We start from the raw sequence: 16,007 nt of genomic DNA on the forward strand, positions 1-16,007 counted from the left end.
TGGACACCACGCTAAGTGAGTAAAATGACTTAACGAGGTGAATATGACAATCAAAAAACCCCGCAAGACCCACACTGCTGAATTTAAAACTGAAGCCCTGAAACTAGCCGAACGTGTCGGTGTTGCTGAAGCTGCTAGGCAGCTCAAAATCTACGAATCACAACGTTATAACTGCCGCTCTGCCATTGAGAAGAAATCGACAACTAGCCAGCGCGAAGCCGAGCTTGCTGCTGAAGTTGCCAAGTTAAAACGCCTGTTAGCCGACCAAGCTGAGGATTTAGCCATCCTAAAAAAGGCGGCCACCTACTTCGCGAAGAATCAAAAGTAGAACGATTCGAATTTATGCTCGAACACCAGCACCAGTTTCGCCTAAAGCCAATGGCGACAGTGCTTGGCGTGACGCGAAGTGGGTATTATGCCTAGCGAAAATCAAGCAAAGTGCCGAGTACACGCTTGCTCAAACAGTACAGCCGTGATGAGCAAATCAAAGCTATTTTTGTCCAGAGCAAGGAACGCTCTGGCGCTCGGCGTATTCAAGTCGACCTCGCGGAAGATTACGAGCGCGCTAATTTGAAAACCATAATGAACAGCATGACAAGACAGAATTTAGTGGCTAAAGCAGCCCGTAAATTCAAAACAACCACTGACAGCGATCACCAGCTTTCGGTAGCGCCAAATCTGCTCGAGCAGAACTTCGATGCCAGCGGCCCGAACCCAAAATGGGTCGGTGATATCACGTATCTGATGACAAGCGAAGGCTGGCTATATCTGGCGGTGATTATCGATTTGTACTCGCGCGCCGTGATTGGCTGGTCGATGAGTAATCGCATGACGGCTAAGCTGGCTTGTGACGCGCTGACAATGGCACTGTTTCGTCGTGGGTTTCCAAAAAAAGTGATTGTTCATAGTGACCGAGGCAGCCAATATTGTTCACATGCGTATCGAGATCTGATTGAAAAAAATCAGCTTATCCAAAGCATGAGCCGCAAAGCCTGCTGCTGGGACAACGCCTGTGCAGAGAGCTTCTTCCATTCATTGAAGGTTGAGGCCATTCAGTACGAGCCGATCATGGACCGGGAAACCATGAAGCACACAGTGTTTGAGTGCATAGAAGTTGATTACAACAAAACCAGAAGGTATAGTTCACTTGGCTATTTAAGCCCTGAGAATTTTGAATTGAAAATAGTGCTTAGTTAAGTGTCCAGAGTTAGCGGATCAGATCACTCCTCTTGATTACACACACTTAATATCTGTTGTCGCTCATGTGTTTCGAGTTTATTTGCCGGTTCTGGTCGAGCCGCTATTGGTCTTAAATCGGCTTGCACTTGGCCTGCTCGATACCAACGTCGATAAGTGCGTTTACTGAGTCCAGTTTCAGCACAAGCCTTGTAAAGGCGAGCACCATTGATATACGCCTCTTGAATTAAGGCAATCAATTCTATGCGCTCAGGCAAGGGAGTTAGCTCTCCTCGCTGTCGTCCCCCCAGAGCGCATTGAGCTTTTTTCTGAGCACCAGTAACGCAGCAGCTTCAGCCAGCGCTTTCTCCTTGTAGCGCAATTCTCGTTGCAATGATTTGATTTCGGCTCTGTCAGCCTTGGCCTGCTGTTTAATGGTTTTGGTTTGTACTTCTGAGGTTTGAAAACCAGCTAAACAATCCTGTTTCCACTGCTGTACTTGTTCGCGGAACAAGCCTTTTTCACGGCAATACTGACTTAACTCGGCTTCCGATAGCGGGGCTGTTTCAATGAGTACCGCAAACTTAGCTTCAGCTGACCAGTCATCAGTTGTTAATGTTTTACCTGGCACGGGTCGACCTTCTTTTCTGACAATATCTCGCCAATGATACAAGGTTTGCACCGCAATGCCTTCTTCCCGAGCAACCTCTGCGACCGTTAAATTCTGAGGCGGTTGCATGCTTCGGATGAATCCGAACACTCATTTCGGTCTAATCCGATCACTCATTTCGGTTTAATCCGATCACCTGTTTCGGTTTTATCCGATCATTTTTAGCTATTTTCCGAAATCGCTGTTCGGTTTGCCGGAACCGGTGATCGGAATGCCGAAATGCCGTTCTTTTTATAACCAAATCAACTGGTAAGCTCGTCCTAATTTTAATGTACTTAGGAAAAGCTAACCATGGCTAGAAAGAGAACAGATATGAGCAAAATTAAAGATATTTTGAGACTTCGCTTTGATGCAGGGCTCAGCTTAAGAGACATCAGTAAGTGTTGCGCTATTGGCCCCGCCACGGTCAGCGAAATCCTCTCACGCTTTGCCGCCAGCGGTTTAGGTTGGCCGTTACCCAATGACACCAGTAACACCGAACTCGAACAAGCGGTCTATAAAGGCAAAAATTCCTCTAGGCATAAGCGCCAACCTGACTACACGTTGATGCACCAGGAACTAAAGCGTAAAGGTATGACCAAACTGCTGTTATGGCAGGAATATCGGGATGTGGATACTGCCACAGCTTATGGCTATACGCAGTATTGTGAACACTATCAAACTTGGATAAAAAGTCTGAAGCGTAGTATGCGGCAGCTTCACATTGCCGGTGATAAGTTATTTATTGATTACTGTGGCCCTACTGTCGCCATTCTTAATCCTGATACTGGCGAAGTCAGATATTATGCGCAAATCTTCGTTGCTACCTTAGGGGCTTCTAATTACACCTATGTTGAGGCTGGACGCTCTCAGCAACTTGAAGACTGGATCATGGCTCACGTCCGTGCATTCGAGTTCTTGGGGGGCATTCCGCGTTTACTCGTGCCAGATAATCTGCGTTCTGCGGTAACCAAAGCACATCGTTACATGCCGGTTATCAATGAGAATTATGCCCGCATGGCTCGTCATTACAGTACCGCTATCATGCCAGCCAGGCCTTATAAACCAAAGGACAAATCAAAGGCTGAAAATGCGGTATTAATTGTTGAGCGCTGGATCCTAATGCGTTTACGCCATGAACACTTTTACACGCTTAGCAGTTTAAATCAGCGGATCCGTGAACTGTTACATGATCTTAATCATCGTCAACAACGGGTGCACCCTGGTTCTCGTTACGAGCTCTACAGCCAATTTGATAAGCCTGCCTTGATGCCGTTACCTGCTTACCCTTACGAGTACATCGATAGTAAACAAGCCCGTGTCGGGCCGGATTATCACATAGTTTATGCGAAACACGCGTACTCGGTTCCCCATAATCTAGTGAGCCATACCGTTACCATTGAGGCTACCACGCAAATCATCTGTGTGTACTACCAAGGGAATATCGTGGCACAGCACCCCAGAAAACATCAGGACGGAGGCTTCACCACCGTTAAAGAGCATATGCCTGATGCGCACACCAAACAGCGCTGGAGTAGTGAAAGGTTACTGGGTTGGGCTGACAGCATTGGTAGCGGCGTCAGAGCGGTTATCGCCTTCCAGCTTGAGCATCGTCAACATCCGGAGCAGGCAGTTAAAAGCTGCTTGGCTATCTTGAGTCTGGCCAAAAAGTACAGTAACGAACGACTCGAAGCCGCGAGCCAGATGTCGCTGCTACTGGAGCAGCCGTACCTGAAAGTGATAACAAATCTGCTTATGAATAACAAAGAGCAATGCTCAGTCGCAAGTGTTACAGATGAACAGCCTGCACTGACCCACCATAACATCCGCGGCCAACATTATTACCAATAAGGAACCCCATATGAGTTTAGCGACATTACATGAGCAACTACGCGCATTACGGCTTGGCCACTTCACCCAGGCGTTGCAGCAGCAACAATCACAACCCGATACGTACATGGATATGAGCTTTGAAGAGCGACTGAGTTTGTTGGCAACACATGAACTGCTTTGCCGTGATAACACTAAAGTACAACGGTTAACAAGGCAGGCTAAATTACGTATTGATGCACGAGCCAACCACATAGACTACCGTGCCAATCGAGGGCTGCGTAAAGATAAAATTGCCGCCTTACTCAATGGCCAATATCTGCACTACAACCAAAACATAATCCTAACAGGGGCAACTGGCTGCGGTAAAACCTATCTTGCCTGCGCACTAGCCACGCAAGCTTGTAACCAACACCAGAGCGTACGTTACTATCGGCTCGGAGAGTTATTGGATGAGCTACAACTCGGTCGGGTCGACGGTTCATACCGCCAGCAGCTTAACGCCTTGGCTAAACGCAAATTGCTAATACTGGACGACTGGGGCATGGAAGCATTAACGGCACGTCAGGCCAATGATTTATTGGACGTAATGGAAATACGTTACCAGCAATCAAGTACCATCATAGCAAGCCAAATACCGGCCAGTGAGTGGTACAAACTGATCCCGAGTCCAACTATTGCAGATGCACTATTAGATCGGTTATTACATAACAGCCACAGAATTGAATTAACAGGAGAGTCGATGAGAAAACTAGACCAATCCGATCACTTAGCGTAAAAATACAGTTATAAAAAAGACGGTTTATAGGTGATCGGATAACTCCGGAATCACTGTTCGGAATCACCGAAATACGCAGCGGTAATAATTTTTTAAGGATCGCCTCTTTACGTTCTGTTGAATACCGAGCCATATCGTTCTCTTTTGCCGCACCCTGTCTTTAAAAATAATGATTATTTAAGGGTGACAACAATCCTGACACAGGGGGGCTTGCTGCCGTTGTTATATGAAAAGCTGAAGCAGGTCGTGAAGGATGTCGTGCCACCAAGTTATGCGGCGATACTAAAGAGCTACGTAAATGTAGACCCATACGAATGTATTTTATGCGGAGGCCGCATGGTATTTAGCCGATTTGAGGCAGGAGTGAAGCTCCACAGGTTAATTTTAGGGTTGGGAGCGTTGGCAAAATTAAAACGGGTGGAAGCTTAGTAGGATAATTGCGCCTAGAATTTGAGGTTTAGAGCAAATATCACCCAATTGGTAAATGCGGATAGTTAATTGATAGCACATTATTAACTGCCGTAAGGCAAATCTAAGAAGGCTGGAGGTGGTGCCCAGGGAAAAGCTGATTATCGAAAACTTTCAAATTCTTTACCGTTGAAAAACTGCCGTTTGGCTTTGAAATAGCCCTGTTGCAATACTGAATAGGCTGCCACAGAAAACGTTCGGGTATTGTCGAGTAGTTCGCGCTCTTTAACGCTTAAGTCAAAATACAATCGACGATCGTCATCTGAGAAATGAGGTAATCTAAAAAGTTCATCTATTTCATCGGTTGACAAGATAGATAGCCGCCAAGCATTATTTTTCATGGTAACCCCCTTATTTCACGGCATCAGATAATTTCACGCTCCGCGAGATGAGCAAGTGGAACCATGCTTTTATGTAAGACCCCAAATACAACGAATTTATGCTCATGTTGGATGTAGTAGATGACATAGCTTGAATAAGGGAAACTAAATACATTCATGCGCACCTCGGATCTATTTTTCCCAAGGGTTGGTGTTTCAGCCAGCAGCTGAATCGTTTGTCTAAGTCCTGATAAATAGGTCTTCGACTGAGTCGTTCCCCATTGGGCTAACGTAAAGCGGTGAATACCTATCAGATCAGATTGTGCATCGGGCGTTAAATGATAAGTTACCGGCATTAGTCATACTGCCCTGCGGCCAGCTCATCAAAAAAGGTATTACCATCAACCAAATTGCCCATGTTGATGTCAGCCATAGCTTTCACCGCTTTGGATTGAAGCAAATGTAATTTTAGTGTCTCGATACTTTGGTACGCATCAGCTGAAATAACAACGGCCACAGGCTTGCCATTTTTATTAATTTGGATTGGAGCTTGTTGAGCTTTGAGCAACAAATCTCCAAAGTGAATTTTTGCTTCATTGGCTGAAAGAGTGTTCATTTGTCACCTTTAAACGAATCGTTCGATTTACTCAGTTTAAACCAGTTGAGAGATAAAAGTCAAAATCGCATCTCATCGAAATGTACACTATTTGACAGCGATGGATATTATCTATCAAAACTACTATCATAAATGAATTATCAAAACATTTAACGAGAAATGATAATTTATGTCCAGAGTTGGTTATGCCAGGGTAAGCTCCAGAGGTCAAAGCTTAGAGGTGCAACTCAGCAAGTTACACCAAGCTGAGTGCAACAAGATATATCAAGAAAAACGCAGTGGTAGGACAACTGAACGGTCGGAATTTCAATCTTGCATGAGTTATTTGCGTGAAGGGGATACCTTGGTGGTAACTCGACTAGATCGCCTTGCTCGCTCAGTTGTTCACTTAGCTCAGATGGCTTCGCGTTTCCAAAATGAAGGTATCGATTTACTCGTTATTGACCAGAATATTGATACCAGCACCTCAACAGGGCGACTCATGTTCAATATGTTGGCTGCGATTGCAGAGTTTGAAAATGACTTACGAACAGAAAGGCAGGCTGAAGGCATAGCAAAAGCCCATGAAAATGGTGTCAAATTTGGTAGACCTGTAAAACTCACAAACATCTTAAAACAAGCAATTTATGATAAAAGAGCTGAAGGGGCGACCATTGGCCAACTTGCCAAGGAGTATCAGCTCGGCGAAGCATCTATTTATCGCGCCATTAATTCTGTGAAGAAGACGATAACATAGCCTTCCGAAACATGTTGATATCGGTATAACTCTTTGAATACAAACCAAACACAACAAAAGGTCTTACATTGAACTCACGTGATTTTGTTGTCATTGAAGATAATGGCTCATTTAAAGCAACGAAAAATAATAATTACTGGATTGTAGAAAAAGGGGCGATGTTAGTGACCGGTACTTTTGAAGGACGTGAGTTACTTGAGTTCACATCCCGACCGATACAAACGAAATCAGCCCTGGTTGATTGGATTTTACGAGTCTATTTTTAAGATAAAACATCCCATGACGAAAAAACGCACAACAATAGAAGATGATCTGATCCGCTAACTCTGGACACTTAACTAAGCACTATTTTCAATTCAAAATTCTCAGGGCTTAAATAGCCAAGTGAACTATGCCTTCTGGTTTTGTTGTAATCAACTTCTATGCACTCAAACACGGTGTGCTTCATGGTTTCCCGGTCCATGATCGGCTCGTACTGAATGGCCTCAACCTTCAATGAATGGAAGAAGCTCTCTGCACAGGCGTTGTCCCAGCAGCAGGCTTTGCGGCTCATGCTTTGGATAAGCTGATTTTTTTCAATCAGATCTCGATACGCATGTGAACAATATTGGCTGCCTCGGTCACTATGAACAATCACTTTTTTTGGAAAACCACGACGAAACAGCGCCATTGTCAGCGCGTCACAAGCCAGCTTAGCCGTCATGCGATTACTCATCGACCAGCCAATCACGGCGCGCGAGTACAAATCGATAATCACCGCCAGATATAGCCAGCCTTCGCTTGTCATCAGATACGTGATATCACCGACCCATTTTTGGTTCGGGCCGCTGGCATCGAAGTTCTGCTCCAGCAGATTTGGCGCTACCGAAAGCTGGTGATCGCTGTCAGTGGTTGTTTTGAATTTACGGGCTGCTTTAGCCACTAAATTCTGTCTTGTCATGCTGTTCATTATGGTTTTCAAATTAGCGCGCTCGTAATCTTCCGCGAGGTCGACTTGAATACGCCGAGCGCCAGAGCGTTCCTTGCTCTGGACAAAAATAGCTTTGATTTGCTCATCACGGCTGTGCTGTTTGAGCAAGCGTGTACTCGGCTCTTTGCTTGATTTTCGCCAGGCATAATACCCACTTCGCGTCACGCCAAGCACTGTCGCCATTGGCTTTAGACGAAACTGGTGCTGGTGTTCGAGCATAAATTCGAATCGTTCTACTTTTGATTCTTCGCGAAGTAGGTGGCCGCCTTTTTTAAGATGGCTAAATCCTCAGCTTGGTCGGCTAACAGGCGTTTTAACTTGGCAACTTCAGCAGCAAGCTCGGCTTCGCGCTGGCTAGTTGTCGATTTCTTCTCAATGGCAGAGCGCCAGTTATAACGTTGTGATCCGTAGATTTTGAGCTGCCTAGCAGCTTCAGCAACACCGACACGTTCGGCTAGTTTCAGGGCTTCAGTTTTAAATTCAGCAGTGTGGGTCTTGCGGGGTTTTTTGATTGTCATATTCACCTCGTTAAGTCATTTTACTCACTTAGCGTGGTGTCCAAAAGTATTGGATCAGATCACATTGGCTTGCCGCACGTTTATGCTCAGTGAAACGTGCTTTCGCTATCAAGCGCAGTGCTGTAATGACAATGCTCTGATAGCGAATTGGCTTATTAAGCTGACCGACGATGAAAACGATTGGGGCTTCGGTCTATGCTTTGATTATTTACGTAACGTTAAAGGTAAACCATGGGATCATAAGCGGGTATACCGGATTTACTGCGAACAGGCATTGAACCTACGTATTAGCCCAGGGCAGGATTGAAGTGGTCACGAGGCCATCGATGGATTTACGAAAATCCACAGCATCACGATGCAAATAAATGGCAGGTGGTTCGATAAACATTTTAATGAGGAGAGTTCTCACAATAATTGTGCGAGAAAACTCGGCGAGGTTGAGTGAGGAAAATGCAACTTGGCATTAGCAAACTCTAACGCGATAGTTGTTTGTGGTTGCATGAGTTCGAGTTGGGTCACTTTATGCTCGGTGACTTTGCGTTGTGAAATGTTGGCACACAAACGCGCTCTGAGTCGATGCAAAGCGCTTTTTGTAAGCATAAAAGCTAGATGTCGATAATTTGTGTTTACGGCAATAAGTGCTGATATTTAAGCCACTTTGTTGCTGCGCAAGAATGAGCTCTTGCCACTGCAGCTGATCACGAAAGGTTTTCATTATGTGTCTCCAAATAAAACTTGGGAACAACATAAATCAGTCGCAGGGTGAAAGGTATGTGCCTTTGCCTAGACGCTTACAACTAACCAAGTCATTTTAATCCCCCCAGAAGTCAAGTTGACAAATTTGACACTTTTTGGTGTCATTATTGTATACTTGCACCCCGCAAAGATTAAGTCTACATTTATGACATGTTTAAGTGTCATCCTTGACAACTAGAGGCGTATTGTGAAAAAGGCTGAGGCAATTAAAAAGCTCTTAGAATATGACAAGCGTGGTCGCTGTGTTTTTACTAATTCAGATCTGGCGAAAATCTTTCATCAAGATAATGAACGAGCATTGCGTGCGGGAATTAAACGTTTGCAAGACGATGGCTTACTCACCCGAATCATTAATGGTGTGTACTTATACAATTTAGCGCAGTCGAAAGGCAGCGATACGTTGGAGCAAATTGCTAAAACCATTCGACGTGGAGAATATAACTACATTAGCCTAGAGTCTGCACTTTCTGATTTTGGAGTTATTTCGCAAATTCCAGTAGATCGCTTAACTGTTATGACAACGGGACGTTCCGGTGAATTCAAAACACCTTTGGGTACAATTGAATTTACGCATACGAAACGAGATCCAATGGATATTATAGAAAATACCAGTTTAGTCGGCAGACCACTTAGGTTAGCAACGAAACAAACTGCATACAGAGACTTAAAACGAGTTGGCAGAAATACACATTTAGTAAGCAAGGATGGGCTATATGAAAATTGATCAAGAAAATTTCGCGCAATTGGTAAATAAAGTAATGCAGGTTGAAAATGTATCTCATATGCGTTCAGTGATAGAGAAAGAGCTCTTACACTACGATATTTTATTTGCGCTAGAGAAAGGTGGACTTCTAGACAAACTAACTTTTCAAGGTGGCACGTCGTTACGACTTTGTTATGGAGGCAATCGTTTCAGCGAAGATCTGGATTTTGCTGGCGGGAAGGATTTCAGCTCAGTAATGTTGGCAGACATGAAACATTGTATAGAAAAGTACATTGGCGAACGCTACGGGCTTGAAGTGACAGTAAAAGAACCAAAGGATCTAAAGCAAGATCCTAAATATTCTGAATTGAGCATTGATAAGTGGCAAATAGCGGTAGTGACTTCTCCTGAGAGAAAAGATCTGCCAAAACAAAAAATCAAAGTAGAAGTGGCAAACATTCCAGCCTATACAAGAGAGCCCCAACCTCTTCAAATAAACTATGATTTTTTGCCTGATGGATACAGTGATATGCTAATTTTGACAGAAAGCTTGGATGAAGTCATGGCGGATAAAATCATTTCCTTGCCTGCCACGACAAAGTATGTCCGCCACCGAGATATATGGGATTTAGCTTGGTTACAGCAACAAGGCGCGACACTCAATATGGACTTAGTTAAAAACAAGGTGTCAGATTATAAACTTGAGCACTTCAACAACATGTTGGATAACTTTCTCGACCGACTTCCTGGTATTATATCGAGTGAAGCGTTCATTGCAGAAATGAAACGTTTCTTACCAACAGATGTATTTGATAGAACCCTAGCTCAGGATAAGTTTCAAGTTTACCTGCAAAATACTTTGGCGAAACTATTTAACACTGTGAGTAACGAATTACTAGGCAACGTTACTCATAATGAATTTAGAATGTAAAAAATTAGGTCCACAAAGCAGTGACTTTGTAGACCCAAACCTTTTAAAGGTCTTTATTCAGTTAATCAAGTGCCCTCTAACACGGCGCTAATTGCTGGAACAGTTGTACCAATAACTTCTTGAGTGCTGGCAACGACAGACATAACACTTTCAACGACTGTTGGCGTGTTGTAGAGACCCATACCGCCACCAATGCCCAAGGCAAAAACCATCAAGCTTTGGCGAGCGATACCGCCCACAATGCCCACCAGAACCATGGCTCCCGCTACGATCCGTCCCACAGTACCTTGGGTCCAATCGTTTAGGGTATCCCACACATCGGTGAAAGCATCACCACCGGTGCCCGCAAATCAGGGCTCCGAAATCATTAACACCATCAACCCAAGCGCACCACTGGTCATTAGGCGCTGAGTTTGAATGGTGAGGCCTATTAGGCAGCTGCCAACAAATGCCAGAATTTCCTTTTATATTTAAGGGTTTTCTGCGCCTGTCTTCGTTGGTATGAGACTGTAAATAGCCAATATTCGTGCCTGTGAGACAGAATTGTCTGCGATGAAAAAGTGACCATTGACAATGCTTAGCGTCGTCTATTGACTGTCCGCCGTGTGGTTATCCCCCCCAAAAAATAATCACGGGTAAACGTAGTCAAGCTCTGTGAGCGAAGATAAGTTGCTCGCTGGCGGTTGCTAAACGACAGCCGTATTCGTCAGTTATCACTGGCACTGGAAGCCCAACACCCCACTAATATCAGTTACATCTGAAAATCTGGTTCATTATCGTTAGCGTTAACGAGCCCTTTCTTCACCTCAAGCAAGATACCAATCATTACCGATCCATTCCCGTGTGCACTTGGAGCACAGCTCACGGCTACGCGCAGCCTATCCTTATTTGTTGGGCGTATGCTCGGCGTAAATTTATCGTAAGCGAAAAAACAGCAAGAAAAAACAGCAAGAAAAAACAAAACAGGCAAGGCAGATACGGTATTGTTCCTCATCCATGAACTGTATGCATTTAAATATTCAATAGTTGTTACCCGCACACTTTGAGAATCAAGCCATGGGCTGTATATTACACCCCAACACAATTCGTTAAACAAGAAAGCTGTTATCCAAGGTTTTCCTAATACAGCTGAAATAATAAATATCTCTTATTCGACGATATTTCCATCCGAAGGCTTGTCGATTAAATAACCCGTGAGACTATGACTGTAGTGAAATTAATGAGAATAAATAAAATGAATATCAGTAAACTTTTAAGTGTTGCCATTATTGCTGCGGCCATGACAGGCTGTGTATCTCGTGAAGTTGTATCAGTCGAGAGCTTTGAAAACCCTATCATGGCCGACGACTCTATTGCCCTGACACTAGCCAAGTTGTCTCGAAACAATCCGAAATACAAAGATTACGAGGTAGACGAAGAAGTTATACAGGGTGGCTATGGTCTGGGAGATGGGGTATTTGACTTGGCCACTGGCGCGTTGGGTGTTGGGTTATCCAATGGCATTGGATTTAGTGGCGGCTTGACCTCATTGGGTATGGGGTTATTAATGTCAAACCCTCAAGCGCCTTCTGAATATGTTGGGTTGATGGTTTTTTTGGAGGACACCCCCGACGCATCGAAACGCTACATCGATGAGTACCTGACGCCTATTTTTTCAAAGGTATTTGAGATAGGCGATATAAAGATTGAAGGTCACAAGGTCACTTTGAAGTATTTCGACAAAGACCCAGAAACTTATTGCCACAAGTCAAAGAAAGAGGACATGTGTAACTATCCTATGCGATTGATACCTAAAGTCAGAGTTTCAGGCGCACAGTTGAATTACTACTTGAAAACCGAAAAATTTGACGAAAACAAAATGTACATCAACATAGTCATTGAAGGTAGAGATGCTGCCAAAGCAAACATGATTGGCTTGAAAAACGCATACCTCTACCTACCAACCAAAAGAGGCTCTAGCCCTGTTGCCACCGAGAGCAATATGTACCGATACCAACGCGACGACCTACCGTTGTATATCGACCTTGAGAGCGGCAAAGCTTACTTACCGCTCAAGGCAAAAAAGAAGTAGCTACCAAACGCGCAATAAAAAGGGCTGAATCACTCAGCCCTTTTTTGTTGTTACTCGGAAACTATGGATTACTTGGCGAATTCAAGTCCGAAGTGCAACGCTAGGCCGCCTTTCTTAGCTCTGCAAACACCACCGAAGGTTATCTGAACCCTAGGCACTTGCTGGCCTGCTGTTCAGTGCTAACAGCTTTTCAAGTTTAGCAATACGCTGTTTAAGGGCGAGTTCATTTTTCATAGCGCCTATGTTAAGGCACAACGACAGGCTTTCCCGTGCTAACTGAACATCCTTTGATTATCATCAATTGATCGCAAATATTAACGTAGTTGCTTACCCATCACATCAATTGTGCTGTGGCCAATGACATCATAACCCCCTAATAACCCATGTAATTGCTGCTCGGTTAATGTCATGGTGGGTGACATGAGTTTGAGCCATTTGAACTTATGCTTGTCTAATCGCTTATACCACAGCGCAAAGCCGGTGTTATCCCAATAAAGTCATTTGAGTTTGTCACGGCCGTTATTGCAAAACACAAATAGTGCACCATTAAGGACGGGCAGCTCTAGCTCTGCTTCGACTTAAGCCGCCAAACCGTTAATTGATTTACGAAAATCGACAGCATCGGCACATAAATAGACGGAAGGCACATCAACAAACATCTTCATGCCATTAGCCCCTTAATGATGGTAACGATATTCATTGTTGCTAAATCAGCGGTAAGAGTGGGTTGGCCGGTTCGCGTATCAAACAGCACAGGATGTTGATGCGTTTGCGTGCAGACTTCAGTCGTGGTTTGTTTTAGTTGTATAAAGCGTGATTGAGTAGCGTTAGACGTTTGCTCTGCCACGCTTGGCTGGAACTGTTGCTTACCCAGTTAAGCGCGCTGTTTATAATAAGTGGTAATCGAGACATTATGTTGCCCCCTTAAGATATAAACACACCTTTAGCGCATAACTATATATGCGACCACATTAGATTTATTTGGGTGAATTTCGAATGATTGGATACGCTAATTTGTTCAATGAAACCTATAATGGGGCAAAACCGAGTTAGCTGAAGTATGTTCGATCTGCAATCACAAAGTCCAAAAATGGTTACTTTATCGCGGAAGAAACGCATTAAAGTAACCAAAATGGAACATTATTGGCAAAGCTATTTTAGAAGGATACGCTCAATTATTCCCCGAAATTTCTTCCGTCGCCTCCTGGCGTAATTTCTGGGCATCCATTCCGTTTAGTCGTTCAATGGCTCTATCTGCGGCACTTTGACGGTTTCCATCCACGTTTAGGGTACTTCCTGAGCGAGTGAGGCTTTCCAGATCCAGTGACGGTATTTCAGGTAGGTTGCCTGTTAACGACCTGATGGTTTTATGCTTTAGCATAATTGCCATCCCTACCCGGTATTTTGGACTGACAAGCCAATACTTTAGAGACGAGCGTGAGTGTATATTGACGATTTTCAAGACATTCATTGCCAGGATTATTCAATGTTGGCATGTAAACTATAAAAAAATCATCGACATTGCCAAAACCTCGACTACGTTATATAGAGGAGAGCTTTGTAATATGGTTTTTCTTGAGTAAAAGCTCAGATGATTTAACTATGCACTGTTGGCTTTTTATCCTGAACTCAGGATAAGTCATCATCAAGGCTAAGATATCCCTAACCAAGGAAAGAGGGGGACGCTTTATTTGGTAAACAGAAACACTAAAGAGAGGCCGCGATCTCTCCTATTACCCTTATGTGACAAGGGCGCCATAGCCTGCATGCAAACCATGCCGCTCATTGGCTCCGCGTTGATCATTTAAGCGTAAAGGAGAATACATTTGACGTCATTTAATCAGTTAGCCCAACAAAATCGTCAAAAAAACTCGGGAGGACGCTATCCCGATGCACTTGCTCACACCATCACGCTGGCAATCATGCTACGCAAAATTGCTCAAGAACCAGCTAATGAGCGGGCGGCGATGTTAATTGTGGCTCTATTTCTTTGGCTAACTCAATCTTGGAACAATATCAAAAAAGTCAGCGATATTCCGGATTTTATCAGGATTTCAGGGACAACCAAATGCCAAGAAAATGCCTTTCGAACCTATTGCGATGGTGCAAACTCTTCAGCTGAATATGCACATAATTATGGGAATGACCAAAAAAAGATTTATTTATGGCAGCCAATACCTAAGTATTTTAACGACTTTTTTCAAAACTTTATCAGTAACCAAAATTATCATACCCCTTTTCTTAATCCCAAAACAAAGAAACGCCTGCTTAACATTATGCGAAAAAAATGGAGGATGCCCCCGCCGCTAAAACTTAAGCCACGAGTTCGAAAGGACGTCTTTCATCAGTACCTGATCGATTGCGCACTAGCTGATAACACACTGACAGCGTTAATTCGGAATCAGATAGTCTCCCACAATCGAAAACATCACAAACTAGCCGACCATTACCAGAACAGCGATAGCGACCGAATGCGATATCAACTGTACAATGCATATAATCGTTATTTGTCTCGACTCATAAAAGAGGCTCGAACTGCCAACTTATACCAACACTTTGATCTCATTAATGCTAGTTTGTCCACGAACCTCATCAATGAACATTCCAAAGTCGCCAGCTACCTCATGCAAAAAGGACACATCACACAAACTGTGTTTGAAACAAGCAATGGTAGCAAACAAAGGATCTGTAGTTTACCACTGAAAATTGGGAGTAAACGTTGTTTAGATGAAGCTGCTGTCGTTCACTTTTTTTCCAAATTAGTTGACCTAGTAGGCTCAAAACCCAAACGCTCTGATGATAAAATGCTGTGGTTCTCCTACTATTGCACGGCAACCTATCGACTCGCCTTACTATTCATTTTGCTCACGGGTTGTCGCCCAACACATAGTCTTAGTATTTTAAAGTCCTATTATTGGGGTGATGACATTTTGTTTATCAAGGACAAAGGTCTGCTTAGGCAAGTGATTGTTTGTGACTATCTTCAGACTGAAATCCGCCATTATAAAAAACTGCAGTCCTCAGTCTTCGACTTGTTCGGCGTTAACGCAACTCTTGATGAACTGTGGTTTGGCATCGATGACCATGGCCAACCTTTCCGATTGTCGAATCGAATACTACGTCAATTTATGCATCAACATTGGCCAGGCGTCGTTCCTTACCAACTACGCCACTTCTTTGCGCAAAGCGCAGTCACACAAATTTCCGCGGCTCGATTATTAGATCAGGACATAGATCGCCTGATGGGACACGCGAGTATGGGTGAACACCTAGGAAGCGATCAGATGCTACCTAACACCTTTAAACTCATAAAAACTTATCTCAATGAGTATGCTGTTCGGCTAAGGTTGAAGGAGTTTACCTATGACTAGCCCTAGTACTCAAATACTGGCACATTCAGTTCAAACTCACTTTGAATCGTTAGGCTTAGAATGCGCGACTATTGAGGATCTCAATTGGGTTCTCAAACGATGGCCACTGTCAAA

At 43.9% G+C, this 16,007-nt stretch carries 13 protein-coding genes and 7 pseudogenes; 10 read left to right on the forward strand and 10 right to left on the reverse strand.

The window, feature by feature from the left end:
- Positions 1–43: 43 nt before the first annotated feature.
- Positions 44–1,197: pseudogene (locus FJQ87_RS13880) on the forward strand (IS3 family transposase).
- 32 nt (positions 1,198–1,229) lie between these two features.
- Here FJQ87_RS13880 and FJQ87_RS13885 read toward each other — a convergent pair.
- A pseudogene (locus FJQ87_RS13885) lies at positions 1,230–1,915 on the reverse strand (IS3 family transposase); the annotation flags it as partial.
- Positions 1,916–2,137: 222 nt separating this feature from the next.
- Here FJQ87_RS13885 and istA point away from each other — a divergent pair.
- Together istA and istB are read left to right on the forward strand one after the other, a co-directional pair.
- Positions 2,138–3,676, forward strand: coding sequence for an IS21 family transposase (gene istA / locus FJQ87_RS13890; RefSeq protein WP_140933034.1), 1,539 nt, complete (start codon positions 2,138–2,140; stop codon positions 3,674–3,676).
- Positions 3,677–3,686: 10 nt separating this feature from the next.
- Complete coding sequence (istB, locus tag FJQ87_RS13895; RefSeq protein ID WP_140933032.1) at positions 3,687–4,433, forward strand: IS21-like element helper ATPase IstB; 747 nt, start codon at positions 3,687–3,689, stop codon at positions 4,431–4,433.
- Positions 4,434–5,020: 587 nt separating this feature from the next.
- On the opposite strand, the pseudogene FJQ87_RS13900 reads toward istB, so the two are convergent.
- The 3 genes and pseudogenes from FJQ87_RS13900 to FJQ87_RS13910 form a co-directional block, all read right to left on the reverse strand.
- A pseudogene (locus FJQ87_RS13900) lies at positions 5,021–5,242 on the reverse strand (DUF4158 domain-containing protein); the annotation flags it as partial.
- Between the two features lie 23 nt (positions 5,243–5,265).
- Positions 5,266–5,577 (reverse strand): type II toxin-antitoxin system RelE/ParE family toxin, encoded by a 312-nt coding sequence (locus FJQ87_RS13905; RefSeq protein WP_140933118.1) that lies wholly within the window; start codon positions 5,575–5,577, stop codon positions 5,266–5,268.
- Positions 5,577–5,837 (reverse strand): type II toxin-antitoxin system Phd/YefM family antitoxin, encoded by a 261-nt coding sequence (locus FJQ87_RS13910; RefSeq protein WP_140933119.1) that lies wholly within the window; start codon positions 5,835–5,837, stop codon positions 5,577–5,579. The genes FJQ87_RS13905 and FJQ87_RS13910 overlap by 1 nt, the downstream gene beginning before the upstream one ends.
- A 169-nt stretch (positions 5,838–6,006) precedes the next feature.
- Between FJQ87_RS13910 and FJQ87_RS13915 the strand changes: the two genes are divergently transcribed.
- Together FJQ87_RS13915 and FJQ87_RS13920 are read left to right on the forward strand one after the other, a co-directional pair.
- Complete coding sequence (locus FJQ87_RS13915) at positions 6,007–6,573, forward strand: recombinase family protein (RefSeq protein WP_140933120.1); 567 nt, start codon at positions 6,007–6,009, stop codon at positions 6,571–6,573.
- A 68-nt stretch (positions 6,574–6,641) separates the two neighbouring features.
- Positions 6,642–6,839: a hypothetical protein gene (locus FJQ87_RS13920; protein ID WP_140933121.1), complete on the forward strand. Its 198-nt coding sequence runs from the start codon at positions 6,642–6,644 to the stop codon at positions 6,837–6,839.
- Positions 6,840–6,907: 68 nt separating this feature from the next.
- Here FJQ87_RS13920 and FJQ87_RS13925 read toward each other — a convergent pair.
- Positions 6,908–8,061, reverse strand: a protein-coding gene (locus FJQ87_RS13925) for an IS3 family transposase (protein ID WP_140933122.1) whose coding sequence is annotated in 2 segments (ribosomal slippage) — positions 6,908–7,818 and positions 7,818–8,061 — 1,155 coding nt in all. Because the reading frame shifts where the segments join, the coding sequence is not laid out codon by codon here.
- Positions 8,062–8,119: 58 nt separating this feature from the next.
- Between FJQ87_RS13925 and FJQ87_RS18880 the strand changes: the two are divergent.
- Positions 8,120–8,356 (forward strand): annotated as a pseudogene (locus tag FJQ87_RS18880) (IS3 family transposase); the annotation flags it as partial.
- A gap of 225 nt (positions 8,357–8,581) precedes the next feature.
- Here the strand turns inward: FJQ87_RS18880 and FJQ87_RS13930 are convergent.
- Entirely contained in the window at positions 8,582–8,776 is a 195-nt protein-coding gene (locus tag FJQ87_RS13930) for a hypothetical protein (RefSeq protein ID WP_140933123.1), read from the reverse strand.
- 228 nt (positions 8,777–9,004) lie between these two features.
- Here FJQ87_RS13930 and FJQ87_RS13935 point away from each other — a divergent pair, with 228 nt between their 5' ends.
- The gene (locus FJQ87_RS13935; RefSeq protein WP_025441427.1) at positions 9,005–9,541 is read left to right on the forward strand and encodes a DUF6088 family protein; all 537 of its coding nucleotides are present in this window, start codon (positions 9,005–9,007) and stop codon (positions 9,539–9,541) included.
- Positions 9,531–10,451, forward strand: a complete 921-nt coding sequence (locus FJQ87_RS13940; RefSeq protein ID WP_140933124.1) for a nucleotidyl transferase AbiEii/AbiGii toxin family protein — start codon at positions 9,531–9,533, stop codon at positions 10,449–10,451. The genes FJQ87_RS13935 and FJQ87_RS13940 overlap by 11 nt, the downstream gene beginning before the upstream one ends.
- Before the next feature lie 65 nt (positions 10,452–10,516).
- Here the strand turns inward: FJQ87_RS13940 and traA are convergent.
- Positions 10,517–10,852 (reverse strand): annotated as a pseudogene (gene traA, locus FJQ87_RS13945) (TraA family conjugative transfer protein).
- 833 nt (positions 10,853–11,685) lie between these two features.
- On the opposite strand from traA, the gene FJQ87_RS13950 reads away from it, so the two are divergent.
- On the forward strand, positions 11,686–12,522 hold the full coding sequence (locus FJQ87_RS13950) for a hypothetical protein (protein WP_140933125.1): 837 nt from the start codon (positions 11,686–11,688) through the stop codon (positions 12,520–12,522).
- Positions 12,523–12,836: 314 nt separating this feature from the next.
- Here the strand turns inward: FJQ87_RS13950 and tnpB are convergent.
- The 3 genes and pseudogenes from tnpB to FJQ87_RS13965 form a co-directional block, all read right to left on the reverse strand.
- Positions 12,837–13,007 (reverse strand): annotated as a pseudogene (gene tnpB / locus FJQ87_RS13955) (IS66 family insertion sequence element accessory protein TnpB); the annotation flags it as partial.
- A gap of 176 nt (positions 13,008–13,183) precedes the next feature.
- A complete protein-coding gene (locus FJQ87_RS13960) occupies positions 13,184–13,369 on the reverse strand; it encodes a hypothetical protein (protein WP_140933127.1) in 186 nt (61 codons plus the stop codon).
- Between the two features lie 324 nt (positions 13,370–13,693).
- Positions 13,694–13,984, reverse strand: a pseudogene (locus tag FJQ87_RS13965) (hypothetical protein); the annotation flags it as partial.
- A 364-nt stretch (positions 13,985–14,348) separates the two neighbouring features.
- Here FJQ87_RS13965 and FJQ87_RS13970 point away from each other — a divergent pair.
- Positions 14,349–15,893, forward strand: a complete 1,545-nt coding sequence (locus FJQ87_RS13970) for a hypothetical protein (RefSeq protein WP_140933128.1) — start codon at positions 14,349–14,351, stop codon at positions 15,891–15,893.
- The last annotated feature ends 114 nt before the right edge of the window (positions 15,894–16,007 follow it).

Source organism: Shewanella sp. SNU WT4 (genome assembly GCF_006494715.1).
Lineage (GTDB): Bacteria > Pseudomonadota > Gammaproteobacteria > Enterobacterales > Shewanellaceae > Shewanella.